Source organism: Metabacillus indicus (genome assembly GCF_046603695.1).
GTDB lineage: Bacteria > Bacillota > Bacilli > Bacillales > Bacillaceae > Bacillus_P > Bacillus_P indicus.
In genome coordinates this window covers 2,775,676-2,801,849 of record NZ_CP176757.1, presented here as the reverse complement: position 1 = coordinate 2,801,849, position 26,174 = coordinate 2,775,676, and the positions used below count along the sequence as shown (strand labels likewise).

Annotated in this window: 26 protein-coding genes; 23 read left to right on the top strand and 3 right to left on the bottom strand. The window is 43.1% G+C overall.

Features of this window, described 5'->3' with window-relative positions; genetic code table 11:
* Nucleotides 1-50 precede the first annotated feature (50 nt).
* From ACK1LH_RS14420 to phoU, 10 genes are all read left to right on the top strand, one after another.
* The gene (locus ACK1LH_RS14420) at nucleotides 51-1,682 is read left to right on the top strand and encodes a Na/Pi cotransporter family protein (RefSeq protein WP_029279648.1); all 1,632 of its coding nucleotides are present in this window, start codon (nucleotides 51-53) and stop codon (nucleotides 1,680-1,682) included.
* Nucleotides 1,683-1,777: 95 nt separating this feature from the next.
* Complete coding sequence (locus ACK1LH_RS14415) at nucleotides 1,778-2,260, top strand: DUF456 domain-containing protein (protein WP_029279650.1); 483 nt, start codon at nucleotides 1,778-1,780, stop codon at nucleotides 2,258-2,260.
* A gap of 116 nt (nucleotides 2,261-2,376) precedes the next feature.
* Nucleotides 2,377-2,985: a superoxide dismutase SodA gene (sodA, locus tag ACK1LH_RS14410; protein ID WP_029279652.1), complete on the top strand. Its 609-nt coding sequence runs from the start codon at nucleotides 2,377-2,379 to the stop codon at nucleotides 2,983-2,985.
* Nucleotides 2,986-4,130: 1,145 nt separating this feature from the next.
* Nucleotides 4,131-5,426 (top strand): MFS transporter, encoded by a 1,296-nt coding sequence (locus ACK1LH_RS14405; RefSeq protein ID WP_035207168.1) that lies wholly within the window; start codon nucleotides 4,131-4,133, stop codon nucleotides 5,424-5,426.
* Nucleotides 5,427-5,566: 140 nt separating this feature from the next.
* A complete protein-coding gene (locus tag ACK1LH_RS14400; RefSeq protein WP_029279655.1) occupies nucleotides 5,567-7,729 on the top strand; it encodes a peptidoglycan D,D-transpeptidase FtsI family protein in 2,163 nt (720 codons plus the stop codon).
* Nucleotides 7,730-7,958: 229 nt separating this feature from the next.
* Entirely contained in the window at nucleotides 7,959-8,933 is a 975-nt protein-coding gene (locus tag ACK1LH_RS14395) for a PstS family phosphate ABC transporter substrate-binding protein (protein WP_029279657.1), read from the top strand.
* A 73-nt stretch (nucleotides 8,934-9,006) separates the two neighbouring features.
* Nucleotides 9,007-9,948 (top strand): phosphate ABC transporter permease subunit PstC, encoded by a 942-nt coding sequence (gene pstC / locus ACK1LH_RS14390; protein ID WP_029279659.1) that lies wholly within the window; start codon nucleotides 9,007-9,009, stop codon nucleotides 9,946-9,948.
* 1 nt (nucleotide 9,949) lies between these two features.
* Nucleotides 9,950-10,828, top strand: coding sequence for a phosphate ABC transporter permease PstA (gene pstA, locus ACK1LH_RS14385; protein WP_035207164.1), 879 nt, complete (start codon nucleotides 9,950-9,952; stop codon nucleotides 10,826-10,828).
* 35 nt (nucleotides 10,829-10,863) lie between these two features.
* Nucleotides 10,864-11,688, top strand: a complete 825-nt coding sequence (pstB, locus tag ACK1LH_RS14380) for a phosphate ABC transporter ATP-binding protein PstB (RefSeq protein WP_035207162.1) — start codon at nucleotides 10,864-10,866, stop codon at nucleotides 11,686-11,688.
* Between the two features lie 99 nt (nucleotides 11,689-11,787).
* Entirely contained in the window at nucleotides 11,788-12,447 is a 660-nt protein-coding gene (gene phoU, locus ACK1LH_RS14375) for a phosphate signaling complex protein PhoU (protein ID WP_029279665.1), read from the top strand.
* 100 nt (nucleotides 12,448-12,547) lie between these two features.
* Here the strand turns inward: phoU and ACK1LH_RS14370 are convergent, their stop codons facing one another.
* Nucleotides 12,548-13,024, bottom strand: a complete 477-nt coding sequence (locus ACK1LH_RS14370) for a hypothetical protein (RefSeq protein WP_029279667.1) — start codon at nucleotides 13,022-13,024, stop codon at nucleotides 12,548-12,550.
* A complete protein-coding gene (locus tag ACK1LH_RS14365; protein WP_029279669.1) occupies nucleotides 13,021-13,368 on the bottom strand; it encodes a hypothetical protein in 348 nt (115 codons plus the stop codon). Before ACK1LH_RS14365 ends, ACK1LH_RS14370 begins: the two co-directional genes overlap by 4 nt.
* 196 nt (nucleotides 13,369-13,564) lie before the next feature.
* Between ACK1LH_RS14365 and ACK1LH_RS14360 the strand changes: the two genes are divergently transcribed.
* From ACK1LH_RS14360 to ACK1LH_RS14300, 13 genes are all read left to right on the top strand, one after another.
* On the top strand, nucleotides 13,565-15,250 hold the full coding sequence (locus tag ACK1LH_RS14360) for a glycosyltransferase (protein ID WP_411333463.1): 1,686 nt from the start codon (nucleotides 13,565-13,567) through the stop codon (nucleotides 15,248-15,250).
* A gap of 6 nt (nucleotides 15,251-15,256) precedes the next feature.
* Nucleotides 15,257-16,306 carry a sugar phosphate nucleotidyltransferase gene (locus ACK1LH_RS14355; RefSeq protein ID WP_051827297.1) on the top strand — a complete coding sequence of 350 codons (1,050 nt, stop codon included), beginning with the start codon at nucleotides 15,257-15,259 and terminating at the stop codon, nucleotides 16,304-16,306.
* Nucleotides 16,307-16,415: 109 nt separating this feature from the next.
* Nucleotides 16,416-16,565 (top strand): 50S ribosomal protein L33, encoded by a 150-nt coding sequence (gene rpmG, locus ACK1LH_RS14350; protein ID WP_070875478.1) that lies wholly within the window; start codon nucleotides 16,416-16,418, stop codon nucleotides 16,563-16,565.
* A 63-nt stretch (nucleotides 16,566-16,628) separates the two neighbouring features.
* The gene (locus ACK1LH_RS14345; RefSeq protein ID WP_051865516.1) at nucleotides 16,629-17,195 is read left to right on the top strand and encodes a 5-formyltetrahydrofolate cyclo-ligase; all 567 of its coding nucleotides are present in this window, start codon (nucleotides 16,629-16,631) and stop codon (nucleotides 17,193-17,195) included.
* Nucleotides 17,188-17,958, top strand: a complete 771-nt coding sequence (locus ACK1LH_RS14340) for a DUF92 domain-containing protein (RefSeq protein WP_411333461.1) — start codon at nucleotides 17,188-17,190, stop codon at nucleotides 17,956-17,958. Before ACK1LH_RS14345 ends, ACK1LH_RS14340 begins: the two co-directional genes overlap by 8 nt.
* Before the next feature lie 67 nt (nucleotides 17,959-18,025).
* Nucleotides 18,026-18,202, top strand: a complete 177-nt coding sequence (locus tag ACK1LH_RS14335) for a hypothetical protein (protein ID WP_087946341.1) — start codon at nucleotides 18,026-18,028, stop codon at nucleotides 18,200-18,202.
* A 187-nt stretch (nucleotides 18,203-18,389) separates the two neighbouring features.
* Nucleotides 18,390-19,559, top strand: a complete 1,170-nt coding sequence (locus ACK1LH_RS14330; protein WP_051865389.1) for a rhomboid family intramembrane serine protease — start codon at nucleotides 18,390-18,392, stop codon at nucleotides 19,557-19,559.
* A 147-nt stretch (nucleotides 19,560-19,706) separates the two neighbouring features.
* Complete coding sequence (locus tag ACK1LH_RS14325) at nucleotides 19,707-19,907, top strand: YqgQ family protein (RefSeq protein WP_029279680.1); 201 nt, start codon at nucleotides 19,707-19,709, stop codon at nucleotides 19,905-19,907.
* A 67-nt stretch (nucleotides 19,908-19,974) separates the two neighbouring features.
* A complete protein-coding gene (locus tag ACK1LH_RS14320) occupies nucleotides 19,975-20,943 on the top strand; it encodes an ROK family glucokinase (protein ID WP_029279681.1) in 969 nt (322 codons plus the stop codon).
* A 349-nt stretch (nucleotides 20,944-21,292) separates the two neighbouring features.
* Nucleotides 21,293-23,176, top strand: coding sequence for an LTA synthase family protein (locus ACK1LH_RS14315; RefSeq protein ID WP_411333458.1), 1,884 nt, complete (start codon nucleotides 21,293-21,295; stop codon nucleotides 23,174-23,176).
* 133 nt (nucleotides 23,177-23,309) lie between these two features.
* Complete coding sequence (locus ACK1LH_RS14310; RefSeq protein WP_411333456.1) at nucleotides 23,310-24,452, top strand: M14 family metallocarboxypeptidase; 1,143 nt, start codon at nucleotides 23,310-23,312, stop codon at nucleotides 24,450-24,452.
* A 54-nt stretch (nucleotides 24,453-24,506) separates the two neighbouring features.
* On the top strand, nucleotides 24,507-25,601 hold the full coding sequence (locus ACK1LH_RS14305; RefSeq protein ID WP_411333454.1) for a hypothetical protein: 1,095 nt from the start codon (nucleotides 24,507-24,509) through the stop codon (nucleotides 25,599-25,601).
* Nucleotides 25,602-25,623: 22 nt separating this feature from the next.
* Entirely contained in the window at nucleotides 25,624-25,932 is a 309-nt protein-coding gene (locus tag ACK1LH_RS14300; RefSeq protein WP_029279688.1) for an MTH1187 family thiamine-binding protein, read from the top strand.
* A 63-nt stretch (nucleotides 25,933-25,995) separates the two neighbouring features.
* Here ACK1LH_RS14300 and ACK1LH_RS14295 read toward each other — a convergent pair whose 3' ends face one another.
* Entirely contained in the window at nucleotides 25,996-26,169 is a 174-nt protein-coding gene (locus ACK1LH_RS14295; protein ID WP_029279690.1) for a DUF2759 domain-containing protein, read from the bottom strand.
* Between the last annotated feature and the right edge of the window lie 5 nt (nucleotides 26,170-26,174).

Here is a 26,174-nt window from a genome sequence, read left to right as displayed (position 1 = left end):
GGGAGGTTGTAGAAACATGTCGATAAAAAGATGTTAGGGGTTGAATGAAGTTGGATCTCGATTTACAGAAGATGATCTTTGAATTTCTCGGAGGCCTTGGGATTTTCCTCTTCGGAATTAAATTCATGGGCGACGGACTGCAAAAATCAGCAGGTGACAGACTGCGTGACATACTGGATAAGTTTACGACAAATCCTGTTATGGGTGTTCTGGCAGGTATATTTGTTACAATACTCATCCAGTCAAGCAGCGGTACGACTGTACTCGTCGTAGGACTTGTCAGCGCAGGGTTTATGAATTTGCGCCAGGCAATTGGTGTCATTATGGGTGCAAATATTGGAACCACTGTCACAGCCTTTATCATAGGTATTAAAATTTCAGACTATGCACTGCCGATTCTGTTTGCCGGTGCTGTACTGCTTTTCTTCTTTAAAAACAAAAAAATTCATAACTTCGGCCAGATTGTCTTCGGATTTGGTGCTTTGTTCTTTGGACTTGAATTAATGGGCGACGGCATGAAGCCGCTTCGTTCGCTTCAGGCTTTTCAGGAACTCACTGTCAGCATGAGTGACAATCCGCTGCTTGGCGTCGTGATTGGCACTGTCTTTACTGTCATCGTCCAAAGCTCGAGTGCGACAATCGGTATCCTGCAGGAGCTTCATGGACTTGGCCTGATTGATATTAAAGCTTCCCTGCCGGTTCTTTTCGGAGATAACATTGGTACTACGATTACGGCCGTTTTGGCTTCAATTGGTGCTTCTGTTGCTGCAAGAAGAGCGGCATTGACGCATGTTATCTTCAACTTGATAGGGACAGCCATTTTCCTGCTGATTCTGCCGCTGTTCACAGCCTTTGTCGCCATGCTGAAGGCGAACCTTGGACTTAATCCCGAGATGACGATTGCCTTTGCTCATGGAACATTTAACTTATCAAATACGTTAATTCAGCTTCCGTTTATCGGGGTGCTTGCTTACATTGTAACAAAGTTAATTCCTGGAGAAGATTCTCTGGTAGAATACAAAGCAAAACATTTGGATCCGCTGTTTATTGAGCAATCCTCTTCCATTGCGCTTGGCCAGGCGAAAGAGGAAATCCTTCGCATGGGTCAGTTTGCATCACTTGGCCTTGAAGAGGCAAATCAATATCTGAAAACAAACCAGAGTAAACATGCCGATACAGCTTACCAGATCGAAGATGCCATCAATAATCTTGACCGGAAAATCACAGACTATCTCGTATTAATTTCACGGGCAGAAATGTCTGCAGCAGAGTCTGAAGAACATTCAACTCTGATGGATACGGTAAGAGACATCGAACGCGTCGGCGATCACTTTGAAAACATTGTGGAGCTTGTCGATTATCAGCTTACAAACAAAGTAAAGCTCACTGAATCCGCACTGAAAGATTTAGATGAAATGTTCACTTTGACAATCAGCACGCTGAAAGATGCCATTACTGCATTAGATGATAAAAATACAGATCTTGCAGCAAAAGTCATGAAATCAGAAGAACAGATTGACAAAATGGAACGCACACTGCGCAAAAAGCATATTCTCCGCATAAATGAGGGAAGCTGCACGGGTCAGGCAGGCATTGTGTTTGTCGACATCATCAGCAACCTTGAGCGAATCGGCGACCATTCTGTCAACATCGCTGAAGCTGTGCTTGGCTACCGCAAATAATGGTTTAAAAAAGACTGAATAAGCTATAATGAAAGCAAGGGCTAAAGCTCTTGCTTTTTTTCAGTAATAACGAAGAAAGAGTGGTGTTTTCCGATTTGGAAGCTTTATATTGGACACTGATTATCATTATGTTTGTGATTGGATTTGCAGGACTGATTTATCCGATTATCCCAAGCGTTCTCTTCATTGTCGGCGGATTTCTTCTATTTGGCGCTTTCTTTGGCTTTGAGGAATTCGGCTATCAGTTCTGGCTGATTGAGGGAGTGTTTGTCGCTGTCTTATTTGCCGCTGACTATGTGGCAAATTTAATGGGGGTCAAAAGAGTCGGAGGAAGCAAGGCTGCCATTTGGGGAAGCACGATTGGACTTTTGATCGGTCCATTTATCATTCCTATAGCGGGAATCATCATTGGACCGTTTATCGGTGCAGTGCTTGCAGAACTTCTCGTTCACAAAAAAGATTTTAATGAATCTGTAAAAGTCGGCCTTGGATCTCTTATTGGATTTATATCAGGGGTTTTTGCCAAAACAATCATTCAGCTCGTTATGATCGGTTATTTCCTGTATACCGTTCTCTGACGTGAAGAACATTCGAAAAAACATGCATATAAATTGAAACAATCGGTCAATTTTGGTAATCTTAATGTGACAAGCTTAGGCTTAGCAACTACATACTATTCAAGGAGGAGATTTAAATGGCTTACGAACTACCGCAACTGCCTTACGCATATGATGCACTTGAACCGCATATCGATAAGGAAACAATGAATATTCACCACACGAAACACCATAACACATACATCACGAACGTGAATGCTGCTCTAGAAGGTCATGACGATCTTCTCAGCAAAAGTGTTGAAGAACTTGTTTCAAATCTTGACGCAGTGCCTGAATCAGCGCGCACAGCTGTACGCAACAACGGCGGCGGCCATGCGAACCACAGCCTGTTCTGGACAATCCTTTCACCAAACGGCGGCGGAGCTCCATCAGGAGAACTTGCTGACAAAATCAACAGCAAATTCGGAAGCTTTGAAACATTCAAAGAAGAATTCGCTAAAGCTGGCGCTACACGCTTTGGATCTGGCTGGGCATGGCTTGTTGTAAACAATGGCGAGCTTGAAGTAACAAGCACTCCAAACCAGGACTCTCCTTTAATGGAAGGCAAAACGCCGATCCTTGGTCTTGATGTCTGGGAGCATGCTTACTACCTGAACTACCAAAACCGCCGTCCTGACTACATCGGAGCTTTCTGGAACGTTGTAAACTGGGAAGAAGTAAACAGACGCTACGAAGAAGCTAAATAATAGACGTGAAAAAACAGGAAATCTTGGATTTCCTGTTTTTTTATTTGCCTTCTACAGCTGAAGACGTATGTCAGGCAGGCATACACCATTCAGAATCGGTTTTGAGCTGAAAATAAAAACAGGCATCTTACGGAAAAAAGAATGCGGGCAAAAGATAGCGTAAGAAAGAGTTGGAATCGTACGGAAAAAAGAATGCGGGCAAAAGATAGCGTAAGAAAGAGTTGGAATCGTACGGTATAAAAAGAGTGCGGGTGCAAGATAGCATAAGAAAGAGATGGAATCGTACGGTATAAAAAGAGTTCAGGTGCAAGATAGCGTAAGAAAGGGATGGAATCGTATGGTATAAAAAGAGTTCAGGTGCAAGGTAGCGTAAGAAAGGGATGGAATCGTACGGTATAACAAGAGTGCGGGTGCAAGATAGCATAAGAAAGGGATGGAATCGTACGGTATAATAAGAGTACGGGTGCAAGATAGCGTAAGAAAGGGATGGAATCGTACGGTATAACAAGAGAGCGGGTGCAAGATAGCATAAGAAAGGGATGGAATCGTACGGTATAACAAGAGTACGGGTGCAAGATAGCTTAAGAAAGAGTTGGAATCGTACGGTATAAAATGAGTGTGAGCGAAATATAGCGTAGGAAACGGAGCTACCAGCTGATTCCGCTTCGGGTGATTTCTTTTCTGGCTCCCGGAGCTAAACGGCTGATTCCGCTTTTCTCATTGTCCAGCTCCGCCTCCCAGCCCTTCTGTCAGAACGGAACCATCGGCAAAGGCAAAAAGCGCCTTTACCGCTGTTTCCTTATCTGACTCCCGGAGCTAAACGGCTGATTCCGCTTTTCGTGTTGTCCAGCTCCATCGCCCAACTCCTCGGTCAGAACGGCTCCGCCGTAAAAAGCAAACCCGGCTTTTTCCGTCGGATCCTTTTCTGCCCTTCGGAGCTAACCGGGCGATTCCGCTTTTCGTGGTGTCCAGCTCCATCAGCCAACTCCTCTGTCAGAACAAAATCCCCCAAAAAGTCAAAAGCGGACTTTTCGGGTGATTTCTTATCTGCCTATCGGAGCTAAACGGCTGATTCCGCTTTTCTTTGTATATCTCCCCCCCCTTTACACAGACTAATTAGTAGCTGATGAAGGGGAGTTTTAGGTATGTCTAAGCTGCAGAAAGTCTTTGGTAATGTGGAAGTGAACCGCGATTTGCTTCTGCTTCTGACGATTGGGGGCATGTATTCTTTAGGGATTGCCCTCTCGAATGCTTTTGTTAATGTGTATTTGTGGAAGCAGTCCGGCAGTTTTTTGGATTTAGGGATCTATAATCTGACGATTGTGATCATGCAGCCCATTACATTTATTATTGCCGGGAGATGGGCGAAAAAAATTGACCGGGTGATTGTGTTTCGTCTTGGTGTTGCCTTTCTGGCTGTATTTTATCTGTCCGTTCTCTTAATTGGGGACAGGGCAGCAGATAATTTGATTTTGCTTGGAGGTCTTCTTGGGATAGGCTCAGGTTTTTACTGGCTTTCCTTTAATGTACTGACATTTGAAATTACAGAACCTGAGACAAGGGACTTTTTTAACGGATTTTTAGGGGTCATGACTTCCTCTGCTGGAATGATCGGCCCGATTGTCGCCGGTTTTGTCATCTCAAGGCTTGCAGGAGACACGGGATACAAAACAATCTTTTCCCTGTCGCTTGCCCTGTTTTTTTGTGCAGTGATTCTAAGTCTCTTCTTGAAAAGAAGGCATGCGAACGGGCGTTTTCTGCTTATGGATGTTTTAAAAGAAAGAAAGCGGAACATGAACTGGCGTATGATTACGAACGCTCATTTCTTTCAGGGGCTCAGGGAAGGTACGTTTATTTTTGTCATTGGAGTCCTTGTTTTTATCACGACCGGCAGCGAACTTGCTCTGGGGAAATATGGGCTGATTAACTCTGCGGTTGCTTTTGTTTTTTATTATCTGGCCACAAGGATGATTACGAAGAAAATGAGAAAGAAGTTTATCCTGGCAGGGGGAATTCTGCTTTATGCTTCCATTTTCCTGCTTCTTTTTGATCTGACCTACACAAAGCTCATCATCTATGCGATTTCTATTGCGGTCGCCTATCCGCTTCTGCTCGTTCCCTACATTTCATTGACTTACGATGTGATTGGGCGGTCATGGAATGCAGGAGAAGCAAGGATCGAATACATTGTCGTCAGAGAACTGTTTTTAAACTTGGGGAGAATTACGTCAATCCTGCTGTTTATTCTTTCTGTCACGCTGTTTGATGAAAAACAGAGTATTCCTTTTCTGCTTGCTATCATAGGGGCAGGACACAGCTGTATTTATTTTTTCATAAGGAAGGTTTCACTGCCTGAAACAAATGAACCCATCGATAAAAAAGAGGTTAACGGACAGAAAAAAATGCCTGAGCCGAACCTTGTAGATGGAGAAAGCAGCTGACACGGCATATGACAATCGTGTTACAACTGTCGAAAATAATAGAAATAAGTCGATTTTTTTCATAAAATAGAGGGTAGACACCATGTTATGGTGTCTATTTTCATTTTTAAAACCTGATTTCGACAATAAGGCGGTGCAGCATGACAAAGAAAAAGAAACGGACAGTCCCGCTTCGCTTGAATATCCTGTTTTTCCTTATCTTTTTGTTATTTTCAGGAATGATACTAAGGCTTGGCATTGTCCAGATTGTATATGGAGAAGATTACCGCAAGGAAGTTGAAAGGACGGAAGAAGTAACAATAAGCACGTCTGTCCCCCGGGGGAAAATCTTTGACAGAAACTACAATACAATTGTAGACAACAAGCCGATCAAGGCGATTACATATACAAGATCGGCTTCTTCTGATCAAGAGGAACGACTTGAAACAGCAGCCAAACTTGCCAAGATTTTTGACCAGGACACAACGGACTCAAAAGAGGACCAGGAGGCTCTGGAAGAAGACTTAAAGAAAATCACGGTAAGAGATAAAAAAGATTACTGGATTTTGACGCGTCCTGAAAAAGCAGAAAAGAAAATCACGAAAGCGGACCGTCAGAAGGTGCTTGACGGAGTAATGAGCGAAGATGACCTGTACGATCTGCAGCTTGAAAGAATAACGGAAAATGAGCTGAAGGAAATTACTCAGGAAGAGCTTAAAGTTCTTGCGATCAAACGGGAAATGGACAGCGGTTATGCCCTGACGCCCCAGATTATTAAAAAAGACAACATTTCTGAAAAGGAATTTGCTTTTATAAGCGAAAACCTTGATGAGCTGCCCGGTATCGATATTACAACCGACTGGGAGCGCAACTATGTGTTTGATAAAACACTCCGAACGCTTATAGGCAGCATCTCTTCTTCTGAAGAGGGAGTGCCCCAGGACAGACTGGACTATTTCACTTCCCGTGAGTACAGCCGGAATGACAGAGTGGGGAAAAGTTATCTCGAGTATCAATATGAAGACATTCTGCAGGGGCAAAAAGCAAAAGCCCGCAATATTACCGATAAGTCGGGAAACATCATTGATACAGAAATCATCACCGAAGGAAAGAGCGGCAAAGACCTGATCATGACAGTCGATGTAGAGCTTCAGCAGGAAGTTGAAAAGATCATCGAAGAAGAATTGAAAGCGGCCAAAAAGAAATCCGGAACGGCCCTCCTTGACCGGGCCTTTGTCGTCATGATGGACCCGAGAAACGGTGAAGTGCTTTCTATGGCGGGTAAACAGATCAAAAAAGATGAAAATGGAAAAACCGTCATTGATGATTATGCTCTCGGGACGATGACAAGTTCATACACAATGGGGTCAGCTGTAAAAGGGGCCACTGTTCTTTCAGGTTTCCAATCAGGTGTGATTAAGCCCGGAAGCATACAGCTGGACGAACCTCTTTACATCAAAGGCTCCCCGCCTAAAAAGTCCTATCAGACAATGGGAAACATCAATGATCTTGAAGCGCTTCAGCGGTCTTCCAATGTATATATGTTTAAAACTGCCATCGCTATGGCGGATGGCGAGTATAGACGAAACAAATCACTGCCCCTAGATACATCAGCCTTTTCTGTGCTGAGAAACTACTACAGCCAGTTTGGTCTTGGCGTCAAAACGGGCATAGACCTCCCTAACGAAGCAACAGGCTTTAAAGGAAGGGATGTAACGCCCGGCCTGCTGCTTGATTTATCAATCGGACAATATGACACGTATACGCCGCTTCAGCTTGCGCAATATGTTTCTGTCATTGCAAACGGCGGCTACCGCATGAAGCCGCAGCTTGTGAAGGAAATAAGAGAACCGTCTCCGAAAGACAATCTTGGATCTGTGATTGAATCCATTAATCCTGAAGTGTTAAATAAGGTTGAAATGAAGCCCCAGTATGTTGAACGTGTTCAGGAAGGATTCAGAAGGGTCATGCAGGAAAAAAGAGGGACTGCCTATGGTTATTTCATGGGAGCGGATTACCTCCCTGCAGGCAAAACAGGGACAGCCCAGGCATTTTACGACGGGCCGAACAAAGACCAGTTCCTTTCGCCTACTTATAATCTGACTCTTGTGGGGTATGCGCCTCACAACAACCCTGAAATCGCCTTTTCAGTAGTTGTACCATGGGCGTATGATAAAGCCAGCAATTCTCATCCAATCAATAACCTGATAGGACGGAGAATTATGGATAAGTATTTTGAACTGAAAAGCGAACAGAGCAAAGAAGGCATTGAAGAAGGTGTCGGCCAGCCTGAAAATGCAAGAGAGCTGGAAGAAGCTGAATAAAAGCAAGCGATAAAGAGGACAATAAAAGCACTCAAATGAGAGTGCTTTTTTTGTTGGGTTTGAAAAGAGTCTGCTGGAACAAGCATTAAGCCGGCACCCTTTCACTATTCGACAAAAAGGGATATGCATTTACAAAACCTTAACATTTGATTAAAACCATGTTAACACTTAGGCGTTATTGTATTACTTGTAGGACAAAAACACCACTTTGTAGGGGGAATTAAGAAATATGAAAAGCTTCAAATTTTTAGCCATGACTATTATGATTTCGTCTTTGCTTGCATTCGCAGCAGCATGCGGAAATGGTGAAAGCACAGAAGGAAACGGTTCTGAAGACAAAACTTCTGAAGAAGCAGCTCAATTAGAAGGTGAAGTTGGAATCGACGGATCATCAACTGTTGCTCCTATCGGTGAAGCAGTTTCTGAAGAATTCGCAATGGAAAATCAAGATGTTAAAGCTCCTATCGGCGTATCAGGAACTGGCGGCGGATTTGAGAAGTTCGTAGCAGGCGAAACGGATATTTCTCAAGCGTCACGTCCAATTAAAGATGAAGAAGCACAAGCAGCTAAAGACGCTGGAATTGAATATACTGAACTTCAAGTCGCTTTTGACGGACTTTCTGTAGTAGTAAATAAAGAAAATGATTTCATCAAAGAATTAACGGTTGAAGACCTTAAAAAGATTTGGGTTGAAGACGGTAAAGAAAAGAAATGGTCTGATATCAACCCTGACTGGCCAAACGAGCCAATCAAGCTTTTCTCTCCAGGAACTGATTCAGGAACGTATGACTACTTCGATGAAGTAATTCTTGACGAAGAGCCTGTTGCTAAAGCTGCTACTCTTTCTGAAGATGACAACGTTCTTGTTAAAGGTGTGCAAGGAGACAAAAACGCAATGGCATTCTTCGGATATGCTTACTACCTTGAAAACAAAGATACACTTAAAGTTGTTCCAATCGTAAATGAAGAAGGCAAAGCAGTTGAGCCGACAAATGAATCAGTTGAGTCTGGCGAATACAATCCGCTTTCACGTCCGCTTTACATCTATGTGAACAACGCTTCAATGAAAGAAAAGCCACAAGTTGCTGAATACGTGAAGTTCTACATGGAAAACGCCGGCGCACTTGCTGAAGAAGTCGGATACGTAAGCCTTCCTGAAGAAAAGTACAAAGAGCAGCTTGAAACAATCGAAGGTTTAAAATAATTTAAAATCTAATAGATGAGAAGCATAAAACTGCTTCTCATCTTCCCATGTTTTGGAAAGGGGTTTTCGCATTATGGCAACAGAATCAAGCCGCTCTGTCAGTGAACTGATCAGAGAAAAAAAAGAGAAAAGATCCTGGATGAGATCTACAGAAAAACTGGTCCCGGCATTTTTATTGCTGACAGCTGTCATTTCCGTTCTTACGACAGTAGGAATTGTGTTAACTCTTATTGTTGAAACGGTAACGTTTTTCAGCAAAGTGCCTCTGCTTGACTTTATAACCCAGCGGGAATGGTATCCGTTTTTTGAAAGTGATCCAGCCTACGGAATTATAACACTTATTTCTGGAACACTTCTTGTAGCAGTAATTGCAATGGTTGTAGCTTTGCCGATTGGTTTGGCATCTGCTATTTATTTGAGTGAGTATGCATCAGACCGGGTAAGAAGGATCATAAAGCCGATCCTTGAAGTACTTGCCGGGATACCGACTATTGTGTACGGATTCTTCGCCCTGACATTTGTTACACCGCTGCTTCGTTCGATTATGCCTGACCTTGGATTCTTCAATGCTCTGAGCCCGGGTATTGTGGTGGGGATTATGATCATTCCAATGATTGCTTCACTATCTGAGGATGCCATGACATCTGTTCCAAGAGCTATGAGAGAAGGCGCACTGGCACTTGGATCAACGAAATTTGAAGTTGCCATTAAGGTAGTGCTTCCGGCAGCTATATCCGGTGTCATTGCTTCATTTGTACTGGCTATTTCACGTGCAATCGGCGAAACGATGATTGTTACACTAGCAGGCGGTGCTACACCTAAGCTTACGTTTGATCCGACGGAATCCATTCAGACGATGACAGCTTACATTGTTCAGGTAAGTTCAGGTGATGCAGGTTATGGAACAACAATCTACTACAGCATTTATGCTGTCGGTATGACGCTATTCCTGTTCACATTGCTCATGAACCTGCTTGCACAGTTTATTTCCCGCCGCTTCAGGGAGGAATACTAAGATGAACTACATTAATAAAGATAAAGTCGCAAAGAAGATGGGCAGCAGGCTTGCGGTAAACGGCATTTACAAAGGTATTTTTATGATTGCCACAAGTTTTGCTCTCGTTGTTCTCGGAATTCTTTTATATCGGATATTCACTCAAGGATTTAGCTTTTTAACACCGGAATTTTTTCAGAATTTCGCATCAAGAAGACCGTCAGCATCAGGTATTAAAGCAGCACTGGTCGGTTCCCTCTGGGTTATGGCTGTAGTCATACCGACTGGATTGATTCTTGGTGTCGGCACGGCTTTATATATGGAAGAATACGCTAAGAAAAATAAATTCACGAACTTCCTGCAAGTGAATATTGCAAACCTTGCCGGAGTTCCATCGATCGTTTTTGGACTCTTGGGTCTTACTGTATTTGTCCGTTACTTTGACCTTGGAAGAAGCATTTTAGCCGGGGGATTTACAATGGCGCTTCTTGTTCTTCCGGTTATTGTCGTTGCGTCTCAGGAAGCCATCAGAGCTGTTCCTAAAGAGCTACGTGAAGCATCTTTCGGTATGGGGGCTACTAAGTGGCAGACGATCCGCAGAGTTGTTTTGCCAGCCGCAATTCCAGGTATTTTAACAGGAAGCATCCTTGCTTTCTCAAGAGCGATAGGTGAAACAGCACCTCTGCTTGTTGTAGGAGCCTTTGCATTTGTTAATTATTTGCCTGAAAATGTAATGAGCACATTTACCGTTATGCCAATTCAGATCTTTAACTGGGCTTCAAGACCGCAGGCTGATTTCCAGGATGTGGCTGCCGCCGGCATTATCGTTCTGTTTATCTTCCTGATTGTCATGAACTCAGTGGCAGTATTGATTCGAAATAAATTCCAGAAAAATTATTAAACACGCTTTGAAATGGATGAAGGAGGTTTCACACGATGGAAATGACAAAAGTTGTGAAAGAGCGGAAGGAAAATGAGGATATGGCGGCGAATGCTCAAAAAGAAAAAAGCATCGTCTATAAAACAGATAACCTGAATCTTTGGTACGGAAATGATCAGGCATTGAAAAATATTGACCTTGATATCTATGAAAATGAAGTAACGGCGATTATCGGACCATCTGGATGCGGTAAATCAACCTACATCAAAACACTGAACCGCATGGTTGAACTTATTCCTACAGTCCGCACTTCAGGCAAAATTATCTACCGCGGAAAAAACATCTTTGATAAAGGCTACGGAGTGGAAGACCTGCGCACAAGAGTTGGGATGGTGTTCCAAAAGCCAAATCCGTTCCCTAAATCTATTTATGAAAATGTTGCATACGGACCAAGAATTCATGGAATCCGCGACAAAAAGACGCTTGACGCCATCGTTGAAAAAAGCTTAAAAGGCGCAGCCATCTGGGATGAAGTAAAGGACCGCTTAAAAGAAAATGCATACGGCCTTTCCGGCGGACAGCAGCAGCGTCTGTGCATCGCGCGCTGTCTTGCGATTGAACCCGATGTGATCCTGATGGATGAGCCGACGTCTGCACTTGACCCGATCTCGACGTTAAAAGTGGAAGAGCTTGTTCAGGAATTGAAAAAGCAGTACAGCATCGTGATTGTTACTCACAACATGCAGCAGGCTGCACGTATTTCCGACCGCACAGCATTTTTCCTAAACGGCGAAGTTGTGGAATACGCACATACTGATAAGCTGTTCTCTAACCCGTCTGATAAACGTACAGAAGATTACATCACAGGACGTTTCGGTTAAATAAAGGTAAGTCGTGCAAAACAATCAGTTTGCACGGCTTATTCCTGTATGATTTACTGGGAAAAACACATCAGCTTGATACTATTGGAGGGAAGCGACATGGTAGTAAGAGAGAAGTTTGAATATGACCTTAAAATTCTTCAGGATAAATTAAATGAAATTGCAAGCCTTTCCGTAAAATCGCTGTCTGAGGCAATCGGTGCACTTGAAACAAGAAATGTAGAAGCAGCGCTTGAAATTATCGAAAATGATGAAAGAATTGATGATCTGGATGAGGAAATCAATGATCTTGCCATCCTTCTTATTGCCAAGCAGCAGCCCGTTGCCATTGACCTGAGAAGAATTATCGTTGCCATTAAAATCTCTAATGACATTGAAAGAATGGCGGACTTTGCTGTTAATATTGCAAAATCAACAATCAGAATCGGGGACGAGCCGTTATTCAAACCGATTGAAACCATTAAAAAAATGCATGCGATTGCTGTTGAAATGTTATCCCTTTCTGTTAAAGCATATAACGAAGAAGATGTGGTCCTTGCCAAGCAAGTAGCGGAGATGGATGATCAGGTGGATGATTTATACGGCCAGACAATTCGTGAACTGCTTGAAATTATGCCTGAGCGCAAAGAGCTGATGCAGCAGCTTACTCAGCTTATGTTCGTGTGCAGATACATTGAACGCACAGCTGACCATGCGACAAATATCTCAGAAAGCGTCCTCTACCTCGTAAAAGGCAGAAGATACGACCTTAATGCTTAAACCATCAAAAAAGCTTGCCGTAAACGCGGCAAGCTTTTTTATGTCAGGAATTCCCGAATAGAAAAATGAACGCCTCGATTTCTCTGGCGTTCACTCCTTTTTATTTTACGAGAACATTTACAATCTCGCTGAAGCTCATTCCTTTTTTAAGCTGGAATGTTCCCATGCGTACTTTTGTATGGTAATTTCCGTTAATGACAAAATCATTAAATTCGCTTGCGGATTCGATGACGCCTTCCTGTTCGAGAATACGCGAAACATCAGAAGTCGCCATGCCGTCTACAATTTTAAGGGTATAGTTTTCCTGCTGTGGCTTTTCTTCTGCAGGTTTTTCAGCCTGTTTTTGCTTTTCAATTAAAGCCTTTTCTTTAAAGGCGATTAATTCGTCATATTCTTTCGTATCAACAGCCGTCTGGCCGTTTTTGATTAAGTATTCTTTGATGTCATTTTCAGTTACTTCTCTATTGACAGTCACAGTCGCTTTGTCGTTGTTTTCTCCGAAAAAGTGAGTGGCAGCGAGTACAGATGTGGAAAGAATCATTCCTGCTGCGAACGATTGAAATCCTTTTCTGCTCATGTGAGGACCCTCTCATTCTTTTTAAGAATGTCTCTGATTTCGTCCTCGCTTAAGTATTCAGAACGTGCAATGGCTTCAGTGGATAATCCTTGATTATGCTTTAAAACAATGCGCTGAAGCGTTTGAGGATCGATTGAATCATAATCTGAAAGCTGAAGGCCGTTTTGCAGAATTTCTTCTTCTAAAACTCTGACTTTTTTCTTCAGCTTGTAGATCTCCTGCATAGATGATACCGACAGGTGCTCTACTTCCTGTTCAATGTCTTTAACGGAATCTCTCTGAAAATATGAGACGCCAATTAAAAGGATGCTTACGGCAAACAGGGCAATAATCATAATCTCCATTTTATTCACCTTCTAATATTTTTTCCCTTTTTCTTTATACCATAAAAAGCTTATGGACTAAAGGAAATTCGTAGATATTGTCGAAAATTGTCCTTATTGGATCAGCTTTTTTCAAATACAGGATTTATGACATAATAAGGAGAGAAATAGATGTACGGGAAATGACAATGAAGCAAGTGAAGCGAGGGGAATAACAGTGGATATCATTCATGAAAAGGGGACAGGGATCAGTCTCGCCAAAAAGCAGTCAGGTTTGTATGCTAGCTGGCATATTGATGAGCCGGATAAAGGAATTGTGTCCACTCTATTCGGCAAAGCGTTTTCCCTGCTTGGAAAAAAGATCCGCGTTTTCAGGCAGGCAAAAGGGTTTCTTGCTTATAAGGATATAGAGGTGCAAAAGGAAAGGCATGTATTTATTCCATACAGCGGGACGGAAGCCATCTACTTTGCCGACCTCGTCTTATATGATCAAAGCAGAGAACTTACACTTGCAAGATCTGACTCCGTTCATGGAGAAACAGGCAGCGGCAGCAGTTCAGATTGGCGATCGGCCTATTCCAGAACGAACTGGAAGCGCTGCTTTTCCGGATACACCTCATATGGGGATGTTCCAGATGAAAAAGAACCGGTAATATTACAGGACTTAAACACGAATATGCAGAATGTGGAGGAGGTCAAAAGCTCGCTTCACAAACTTCACGCTTCTGTCCTTATGATTTCAACAGAATATCCGCCAAATCTTATTGGCGGACTAGGCCGTCATGTGCATGTCCTTGTTCAAGCCCTCGCTGAAAAAAAGAAAGCAGTCATTCTATTGACCGCTGCAGCGGACCCCGCTCTGCAAGGCTATGAGAACCCGGCGCCTTTTCTGCACATATTCAGGCTAAAACCCCTGCATAAAACAAGCAATAGCCTTGAAGAGTGGGTGCTGAACATGAACTTTGCTTTCGTTCAGTTTTTGAAAAGAAATAGAGGCCTCTCCTTTGATCTTGTTCACGTACATGACTGGCTGACTGCCGGGGCCGGACGGGCTGTAAGGGAAGGTTGGGGAGTTCCGCTTGCAGCGACCATACATGCGACAGAAATTGGGCGAAACGGGTCCGCATGTACCCCGCTGCAGAAACACATTACTATGGAAGAAAAAAGGCTTGTTAAAGAGTCTGACAGGGTCATCGTATGCAGCCAATATATGCAGAAACAAGCTGAAGATCAATTAGAAATGGCCCCCGGCAAGTCTGCGGTCATCTATAATGGAATAAATCCGCTAAAAAGTAATATGAATGATAAAAATTCTAAAAACAAAAAACCTCTTTTTTTATCTGGAGAGCCATATATTTTTGCAGCGGGACGGCTGGTCCCCGAAAAAGGATTCGGCGTGCTGCTTGCAGCCATGCCGGAAATTTTAAAGCGTTTTCCTGAAATTAGGCTTATAATTGCAGGAGATGGGCCATACCGCAGCGAATATGAAAAACTAGCGAAAGAATTGAACGTTCAAAATCATGTCATATTTCTTGGTTTTTTAGACGATGCACCTCTTCATATATGTTTTAAGAACTGTGAGATGACCGTTGTGCCAAGTTTGTATGAACCCTTTGGAATGATCTCCCTTGAGAGCATGGCAGCATGTAAGCTTACAATTGCATCTGATACCGGCGGGCTTAAAGAAATCATCCGGCATAGGGAAAACGGTCTTTTATTTGAGCGGGGGAATTCGGAAGCTTTAACATCAGCTATCTTAGAGGCACTAACAAATAAAATATGGGCAGATCGCCTTGCGAAGGAAGGATTGTCTGACGTTTCGCGGCGTTTTTCCTATGATCTGTTTGCAGAGCAAGTGATAGAAGAATATGAAGTGCTGAATTCCATAAAGACAAGGAGCTGAAGTAAAGTGAAAGCTGTTATCCTCGCAGGCGGAGAAGGCTGCCGGCTCAGACCGCTTACAAATCATTGTCCAAAGCCGCTTGTGCCCATACTGAATAAGCCCGTACTGGAATATAGCCTTGAGCTTCTCAAAAGGCATGGTATAGATGATGTTATTATGACCGTACATTACTTGTCGTCAGCCATCAGGTCCTATTTTGGAGACGGTTCGAAGTGGGGCATCAGAATCACATACAGTGAAGAGGAAATGCCTCTTGGCACAGCAGGGAGCGTCAAGCTTGCAGAAGAGCTTCTGACAGAACCTTTTCTTGTCATCAGCGGGGACATTCTGACCGATTTTGATTTAACCGCAGGCATTGATCATCATTTGTCACACGGTGCGGCTGCGACAATCTTCACAAAGCCGCTTGATCTCCCAATTGAATACGGAGTGCTGCTTTCAAAAGAAACCCATATCAGCAGGATGTTTGAAAAACCGAAGTGGAATGACCTTTCAGATCACTCCATCAATACGGGGATCTATATTTTCAATCCAAGCATCTTCTCTTACCTGGAAGAGTTTGCATCCAGTGATTTCAGCAATGATCTGTTCCCTGAAATGATCCGAAATAAAGAGACTATCTCCCTTTTCAGAGCGGAGGGGTACTGGTCGGATATTGGAACTCTCTCAAATTACCGCGAAGCACAATTTGATATGCTTGAACATCGAGTGAATCTCGCCCCTAAGGGAAAAGAGATTGCCAAGGGCATCTGGATGGAGGACGGTGTCACGATCCATGATGATGTGACTTTGAAGGGGCCAATCTATATCAGCAGCAATACGATCATACATGAAGGGGCGACAGTGGGGCCTCACACTGTATTGTCTGAATCAGCCATCATCCACGAAAAATCTTCTGTTACACATTCCATTCTGTGGGAAAACAGCTATGTAGGAAAATCGTGCAGCCTTGGCGGGATGATCGGACAGTGCCAGATTCAAGATCACTCAGCTCTCGCTGATATGAATGAAGAGACGGCAAATGCCTGGCAAGAGTACACGAAAAAAAATTCCTAACATCTGTATGAAATAAAAGTTGAAAATAATGTGGCATTTATTTTTTAAAAATGCTATTATAGTTAAGTCTGATTTAGTATAAGTTTTTTCAGTTTGGAGGGAAATCAACATGCGCGTTAATCTTACATTAGCTTGCACAGAATGCGGCGAACGTAATTACATTTCTAAAAAGAATAAACGTAATAACCCAGATCGTATGGAGCTTAAAAAATACTGCTCTAGAGAGAAAAAGGTTACATTGCACCGCGAAACAAAGTAAGCAGCAGGAATTTTTTCCTTGCTGTTTTTTTTTACGCGAATTTTAGCAAAGGGAGAATGGCTGATGCTGAAAAAAACATTGAGAAAACAAATGCTGGACGAATTATCTGAGATGGAACCTGATACATACAGAAGCCTTTGCGGGCGTATACATAAACAACTCTTTCAGTCCTCCTGCTGGAAAGACAGCAAGACGATTGGCATTACAATCTCACGAGGCATGGAAGTTGACACAAATCGTATCATTGAAAAAGCGCTGCAGATGAACAAGCGTGTAGCTATTCCGAGATGCCTGCCGAAAACCAGGGAAATGGAATTTCGCACGTATACATCAGAAGATCAGCTGGAGGTTGTTTATTACGGCTTAAAGGAACCTGCTGTGTCAAAAACATCCTTAGTGACGCCTGACGAAATGGATCTTCTATTTGTTCCCGGGGTTTGTTTTAGCAAATTGGGGTACCGGATCGGCTACGGGGGAGGCTATTATGACAGGTATCTTCCTTCATTTGGAGGTATGACGGTCTCACTTGCCTTTTCTCAACAAATTCTGCCGGACCTTCCTGCAGAACATCATGATATTCCGGTCAGGAAGATCATAACTGAAGATGAGGTGATCTTGACAAGTGGCTGATCTTTTAATTGCCATTCTGTTTATTCTGGGCATTTCTGCTGCAGGATTTAAGCTGAAATCTTTAACGCTTGGCGGTGCAGCGGCAGCGGTTTTTACCGGCATCTCCATTTATGCAGGCTTTGGTTATCCGGGACTGATCTTGCTTGGCGTGTTTTTTGGAAGCTCAAGCTTATGGAGCAAGTACAAGCGGAATCAAAAAGCGAGTGTTGAAGAGATGCTAGTTAAAGGAGATCAGAGGGATGCCGTTCAGGTGTTTGCAAATGGAGGGGCTGCCTCGCTTTTAAGCATTCTTTATGCATTTTTTCCATTTGAGGGAGGATTTGCTGTCTACAGTGCAGCAATTGCTGCAGCAAATGCTGACACCTGGGCTTCAGAAATTGGAACATTGAGCAGAAAAAAGCCGAGAATGATTTTTTCCTTGAAACAAGTGGAAAAAGGAACATCAGGAGCAGTCAGCGTTCTCGGCACAGCAGCCGCAGCGGCAGGGTCCGGGCTGATAGCCCTTTGTGCATATGCTGTCTTTGCTCTTGAGCCGATGGAGTTCTATCTGATCTTTCTTATAGGCTTCCTAGGAAATCTGATTGATACGTTTCTCGGTGCGGCCGTTCAGGTGCAGTTTCAATGCCCTGCATGCGGAAAATCAACAGAAAAAAAGATGCACTGCGGTACAGAAGGAGTGAAAACTGGCGGCTTTCTTGATAATGATGCTGTTAATTTCACCGCGATCCTTGGTGCAGCTTTACTTGTATTTCTTTTTTATTAACCAAAAGTGAATGATGCATGGATAAAACCGCGATCTCCCGCAGAGAGTAATAGCAGGAGGGATGATCATGCGAAAAGTGAATTCTGTACTTTTGACTATACTCGGAGCTCTTGTCTTTTATCAGTACCGCTACAGGCTGATGAATGCTGTTCTGAGCAGCCCGGCCATCCGGCACCAGTTTATACAGCTGTCGATGAGGATACCGTTTATCCGCAATAAGTTTATGTTTCGTGTTTTCCGCTGAAAGCGCCTCCTGCAGGTGCTTTTTTATCTTTTTGCAGACATATACATAATCAGCAGCATAAAAAAGGATATTGAAACGCAATCAATGCATATTTGGCGGCTTTTCATAAAATTCAGTAACAGGCGCTTTTCTTAACAGGGATGCATGGAGTTGATATACTATACTTAAAAAGGTCGGAGTGAAGCATATGGGAATAAGGCAGGAACAAATATTCTGGAAATATGTTCACGATGCTGTCACGCGGCATAATGATCAGATCATCCGTCTTTCGGACGATGATCGCGAAATTCTGCTTGCTCCAAATAAAAATAAAGAGTTTCAGCTTATACGCATTCTGCAGATAGACCTGGACTGGGGCAGCCAGCTTCAGCAGGATATCGAGAGAACCGCATTCAGAATAGATAGGCTCCGCGCGCAAACATTCAAGCACCCTGTCCAGCTTCTGAATATTTATCTTTCCCCCTATCCGCCGGTTGATGATTGGGAACACCGGACCGAAAGACCTCATCAGGAAGGAAAAACAACCATTAAATCGGTTGTCATCCATAAAGACAATGAGCAGAAGATGATTGACTATCTTGAAGCGCTGCTTGGGAAAAGGCTGCCGTTTTTGGTAGATGCAGAAGAAGCAGACATAGGCTTGTTGAAGAAGGAGGCCATCTTTCATTCAAATAAGAAAGCGAATGAAGAAAGACAGCTTTTCCGTTATGGAAAACCTCTTTTCACCTATTTGTTTATCGGTTTGCAGGTCGGCATGTTTATGCTTCTTGAAGCTTCAGGAGGCAGCCAGAACCCCCAGACGCTTGTTGACTATGGGGCGAAATATAACCCGCTGCTTGCCGACGGGGAATGGTGGCGTTTGTTCACTCCTATTATTCTTCACATCGGAATCCTCCATCTGCTGATGAATACATTGGCGCTTCTTTATATAGGGGGGGCGGTTGAGAGAATGTACGGATCTGTAAGGTTTCTGCTTATATATTTGTTTGCGGGAGCATCAGGAACGCTAGCGAGCTTTGCATTCAGCCCTTCCATATCCGCGGGGGCATCAGGCGCCATTTTTGGATGTTTCGGAGCCCTGCTCTATATGGGCATTGATAAGCCAAAGCTGTTTTTCAGGACAATTGGAACAAATGTCATCTTTATCATCGTTTTGAATCTGCTGTTTGGTTTTGCATTTCCAGGAGTGGATAACGCCGGTCATCTTGGAGGTCTTGCAGGAGGATTTCTTGCAGCTTTGATGGTGCAGCTGCCCAAACAGAAGAAATGGGGCTTGCGGCTGACAGGAGCAGTTCTTGCTCTGTTTTTTACAGGGGGGCTGTATCTTTACGGTTCGCTTCTGATAAAGGGATTGTAGCGAAGAGCGGGGCCCGCTCTTTTTTTGTTCCCTGAAAAAATACACTCCAGTTTTGAATTTTAAAATATCCTCTTGACGGAAAGTGACATTCCTTTATACTTTTATGTAGGTTCATGCAGAATATCTATGAAATGAGCAGGTGTAATGATGAAAACGATTTACGATATTCAGCAGTTTCTGAAAAAAATGGGAACGATCATATATATTGGAGACAGAGCAGCTGATCTTGAACTGATGGAAATGGAAATCAGGCAAATATATGAATCAAACCTAATGGACGTAAAGGACTACCAAATGGCAATCCTGCTTCTTAGGCAGGAAAGGCAGCGGGTTCTTGAAAAGAAATAGCTCCTGCTGTTTTAAATGATTGTGCAAACGGTTTCTCTAAGACTACAACAAAAAAGGATGACATATTATGACAGATAAATGGCTGGTTGGAATAGATCTTGGCGGTACAACAATTAAAATGGCATTTATCAGCCATTACGGCGAAATGATTGAAAAATGGGAGATCCCTACAGATAAAAGCGGAAAAACCATTACGACAGATATTGCAAAGGCAATTGACGCCAAACTTTCAGAGCTTGGCCAGACAAAAGCGAAGCTTGCCGGCATTGGCATGGGTGCACCGGGCCCTGTGAATTTAGAAACAGGACTTGTGTATGAAACAGTGAACCTCGGCTGGAAAAATTACCCGTTAAAGCATCACCTTGAAATTGAGACAGGCCTCAGAGCCGTTATTGACAATGATGCAAACATCGCAGCGATCGGCGAAATGTGGAAGGGAGCCGGAGACGGAGCGACGGATGTTATTTGTGTAACGCTTGGCACAGGAGTCGGCGGCGGCATCATTTCAAACGGAACGGTTGTGCATGGTGTAAACGGTGCAGGGGGAGAAATAGGACACATTACCTCTGTGACTGAAGGCGGAGCACCTTGCAACTGCGGCAAAGAAGGCTGCTTAGAGACAATTGCATCTGCAACGGGCATTGTAAGACTTGCCGTTGAAAAACTGAGCGAAAGTGATGCGCAGAGCAGCCTCAGAACCCTTTATGCCGAAAACGGCAGCATTTCGTCGAGAGATGTCTTTGAAGCTTCTGAACAGGGAGATGCTCTTGCATCGGAAGTTGTTGAATATATTACGAAGCAGCTTGGACTTGCACTTGCAAACCTTTCAAACGGTCTGAATCCTGAGAAGATTGTAATCGGCGGGGGAGTTTCAAGAGCCGGAGAGCACTTAAGAAAAAACACAGAGAAGTATTTCAAGCGTTATGCATTCCCGCGTGTGGCTGAAGGCGCGTCCATATCCATTGCAACTCTTGGCAATGATGCTGGCGTTATTGGCGGAGCGTGGCTTGTAAAAACAAAACTTTCCGCGGTTTAATCGCATATAAAAGTCCGGGCAAGCAATACTAAAAGGAGCCTTATCAAAGCAGATAAGGCTCCTTTCTTATTTTAAAGAATATTCAGAAGATATTTACTTTGGCATTTTTGAAACCTTTTTGGGTTTTATACGTCTAACTATAGGGTAAAACGAATAAGCTGAACAACATTACAATTCTATCATCCTATTGTAAGCTAAGTGTTAAAAACGATTGATTTTTTGTTAAAGAAGTATTAAGATATGGTTTAGTTGTTCAATCTGCCTAATTTATGGAAATTAAAGAGAATTTTAAAAAATAAAAAAACGAGATCTTGACTGCGCAGGTTCTAACGAATGAGGAGGTTATGAAATGCGTATCCAATCATTTTCAAAAATTTCATTTTTGCTTATCGCGACACTGTTCATGTGGATCAAAACATACATTGTCTACAAAACTAGCTTTGATATCAAAATTGAAAATTTCACCCAAGAGTTTATCCTGTTTATTAACCCCCTGAGCTTTCTTTTGTTTATCTTCGGCTTTGGCCTGTTCATGAAAGAGAAAAACCGCAACCGATATATCCTTGCTGCGAGCATGATCGTAACGTTTGTCTTGCTTGCCAACATTGTTTTTTACCGGTTTTTCAATGACTTCCTGACAATTCCGGTTCTTTTTCAGACAAGCAATATGGGTGACCTGGGAAGCAGTATTTCTTCCCTGTTTGAACCGCTTGATCTGTTATTGCTTGTTGACATTGTCATTCTTGCCTGGCTTATGAAGCGTCCGCGCTTCCAAGCAGTTGCCGCCGTCACTAGAAAAGAAAAATCGGCCTTCTATCTGCTTGTTGCCGGTATCTTTTTCTTCAACCTGGGACTGGCTGAGACTGAACGTCCGCAGCTGCTTACACGTTCATTTGACCGTGAAATGCTTGTGAAAAACATCAGCGTCTATAACTTCCACATTTATGACGGCGTGCTGCAGTCTAAAACATCTGCACAGCGCGCTCTTGCAGACAGCAACAGCCTGACTGAAATTGAGAACTATGTAAAAGCGAATAAGAAGGAACCGAACAAAGACATGTTCGGCATTGCAAAAGACAGAAACGTTATCCTGGTTTCACTGGAATCAACTCAGAGCTTTGTCATTAACGAAACCATTAACGGCAAAGAAATCACGCCATTCTTAAATGATTTTATCGGTGAAAGCTACAACTTTGACAACTTTTATCATCAGACAGGACAGGGGAAAACGTCCGATTCTGAATTTATCGTAGAGAATTCATTGTATCCGCTTGGACGGGGCGCAGTATTCTTTACAAACAGCAACAACGAATATGTAGCGGCTCCTGAGCTGCTTAAAGAGCAAGGATACTATTCGGCCGTTTTCCATGCCAACAATAAAAGTTTCTGGAACCGTGACATCATGTATCAGGCACTCGGGTATGACAGGTTCTTTGATGTAAATGACTATGACGTAAATGAAGAAAATTCTGTCGGATGGGGATTAAAAGACAAAGAGTTCTTTGAACAGTCTGTTGATCATATGAAAGAGCTTCCCCAGCCGTTTTACAGCAAGCATATCACGCTTACCAACCATTTCCCGTTTGAACTGAACGAAGAAGACAAAATGGTTGATGAGTTTAACTCAAACAGCAAAACGCTGAATAACTATTTCCCGACTGTGCGTTACCAGGATGAAGCCTTAAAGCACTTCATTCAGAAGCTAAAAGATGAAGGTCTTTACGAGAACTCCATTATCGTCCTTTACGGTGACCATTACGGCATTTCTGAAAACCACAATACCGCCATGGGAGAGTTCCTCGGCAAAGAAGTGACGCCGTACGATGAAATTCAGCTGCAGAGAGTGCCTTTTGTCATACACATCCCTGGAGTGACGGATAAAAATCCTAAAACCATTTCTGACGTTTCAGGTCAGATTGATATTCGTCCTACACTGATGCATTTGCTTGGCGTAGAGACAAAAGATGAGATTGAATTCGGCAAGGATCTCTTCTCAAAAGATAAACTTCCGTTTACGGTTCTGCGTGATGGAAGCTTCATCACAGACAAATTTGTCTACACAAGCGGCACATGCTACGACAAATCAACAGAGCAGCCTGCTGAAGACAAGGATGCGTGTGAACCATATATGGATAAAGCGAAACAGGAGCTTAACTACTCCGATAAAATCATCTATGGTGACCTCCTTCGTTTCTATGATGAAATGAAAAAGGAAAATGAGAAAAAAGAGTAAACCTGCAAAAGCTTTGGCCCTGTGCCAAAGCTTTTTTTATTCTCTTTGATCCCCTTCTTTAATAAATGCTTTAACAAGAAAGCCCGCATGTAATCATATGCTGAATATAAGCACATTTTTTGGGGGGATTGTAATGATTGTCAGAGTGAAAAGGGATACACATTTAAAAGAACTGTCCCATCTACTGAATATACATGAACAGCTCCTATTTGAGGCAAATTCGGCATGTTCCGCAGCCTGCATCCTTTCAGGAGAGACGCTCCGCATACCTTTTACCGAGAATGTAAAATGTCACATATCGTCCACTTTCAATGCACCGCATATTAGGAATATAATAGACTTTTATGAGGGTCAGCTTCCACTGCCGCCATCACCTGAGTTTATCCAGAAGAAGAGAGCATATGATTACATTGTTCTGCTTGAAGATCTGGAAAAAATCCTTCATGCCTATCCTTTTGTAGAAAAACGGACAATTGGACACAGTGTTTTGGGGCTGCCAGTATATGAGCTTAAAATTGGAAACGGACCCAAAAAAGTTCATATGAACGGCTCCTTTCATGCAAATGAATGGATTACAACATCTGTCCTGATGAACTGGCTTCATGAATATTTAGAAGCGGTTGTTGACGGAGGGTCATTTGAAGGTCATTCCGCAATGGATTTATATCAGCAAGTATCCCTTTCTTTTGTCCCGATGGTCAATCCTGACGGTGTACAGCTTGTACTGAACGGACTGCCGTCTGATCATCCGCACTATCATTCGACGCTTCACATGAACAATAACAGCCTTGATTTTGAACAGTGGAAGGCGAATATTAATGGAGTGGATCTGAACAATCAATATCCTGCGAACTGGGAGATTGAAAAGGAGAGAAAAATTCCTAAAGCTCCGTCTTCAAGGGATTACCCGGGTGACGCGCCGCTGACTGAACCGGAATCCATTATGATGGCAAAGCTTGTGGAGACTGAAAATTTTGATATGGTTGTCGCTGTTCATACCCAGGGCGAAGAAATCTACTGGGGATATATGAACTGTGAACCGGAACAAGCGGGCATCATCGTGAAAGAATTCAGCAGGCAGAGCGGCTATAAAGCGATCAGAACCATCGACAGTCATGCGGGATTCAGGGACTGGTTTGTTTTGGAGAAGAAGAAATGCGGGTATACTATAGAGCTTGGGACGGGAGTGAATCCTCTTCCGCTCAGTCAGTTTGATGATATTTACAATAAAAGCAGAGGCATTTTCTGGGCTTCATTATATATGCTGAAATCCTGAAACTTTTCAGCAAGTCTGAACGTATTACATGATAAGAAGAGGGGAGACGAGATGATGAGAACCAGACTATTTACCGCTTTACTATTTATTGTCATGCTTGCTGCCGGTTGCTCGCAGCAGCCTCATCAATCTCGGGATGTCCCGGACGAAAAGGAAGTTAAATCAGAGCAAACGAATGAGAAAGACATGTCTGCAGACAAGGCAGCAGAAAAAGATCTTGTCCCGTTTTCGGACTCAGAATTCTTTTCGGCTGAAGACTGGGCAGATGAGAGCAGCATTTATTATTTAAGCGAAAATGCCGGCGGGTCCGTCGTCTACCAATATAATTTGTTCACAGGAGAAAGAAAGCCGTTCTTTGAAACAGAGGCATCCATCGTTCAATTGTCAATCAACCGGGAGTCGGGCTTGCTCGCCGTCCACTCCAGCCCCACTAGCTATGAGGCAAGCATCACGGTCCTTGATCAATCAGGAAATATCAGGACAGAGAGGTCATTCCCGTCAACTGAACTGAATCTTTCATGGAGTCCATCAGGAGAAAAGCTTTTCATCACAGCTTTTGATGAAAACTGGTCTTTTGAAACCTTTCTCCTTTCAATGAGTGATTATTCGCTTGAGAAAAACCCAGTCGAGCTTCCATTTATTCAGTGGCTCACTGATGATGAAATCACTTATCTGAAATGGAATGAAGCAGAACCGCAGCTCACAGCTCCGCTTGCAGCTTATTCTCTAGAGACAAAGGAAGAGAGGATTCTTGAAGAACACATTATTTCACATGCGCATTTTGAAGAATACACATTTTCAATAAAAGTAGAGAACGAAGAGGAATCAACCGGCACGTATTTGTTTTCCAAAAACGGAGAACTTCTCTATTCATTTAACGTTCCATTAACTCCTTTATATTCCGAGTGGCTTATTCCTGAATATGACACGGCAGAAGGTGTTTTCTATACTTTTATTCCGGGAGATACGGAAGGAAAGTTCGATTTGACTGCTGTTGACCCGGAAAAAGCATCAATGGAAGTCATCACCCGGAATGTCGATAACAGCCCGATCAGTCTTTCACCCGACGGGGAATATGCCCTTTACGGATCATATCGGGAAAAGCTCATTCACTTGAAAGATGGTGAAATTAAGAGTATCGTTAAATGAAAAAAAGAAGGCAGGAACGAATATGGCCATAGCAGATGTAACCGTCATACCAATAGGCACCGAAACGGCAAGTGTAAGCCAGTATGTAGCAGCAGTTCAAAAAATCCTCAAAGGATATGAAGCGGAAGGCAAGATTAAATTTCAGCTTACCCCGATGAATACGCTTATCGAAGGAGAGCTGCCGGATTTATTTGAAGTCATTCAGGCGATTCACGAGTCTCCTTTTGAGAAAGGGATTCAAAGAGTGGCCACCAATATCCGAATCGATGACCGGAGAGACAAAAAGTCTACAATGGAAAGCAAGCTTAAAAGTGTAAATGCCCATCAGTAGTAAAAAACAAAAACGGCCACACAGAGTGCATGTGCACTCCGTATGGCCGTTTTTTGCTGCCTGTTAGTGAGCAGTCGGAAATCCATGGTGAAGAATGGTCATTACCGTAAACCATCCGAAAACAGCAAGTGTTCCGCCGGCGAAAACAATGCCCATTACATTTTTGTCTTTAAACGAGCGCAGCAATCCTAGCACAGACAGCAATGTAACTAGAGCAAAAATAATAACTAACCCCATATTTG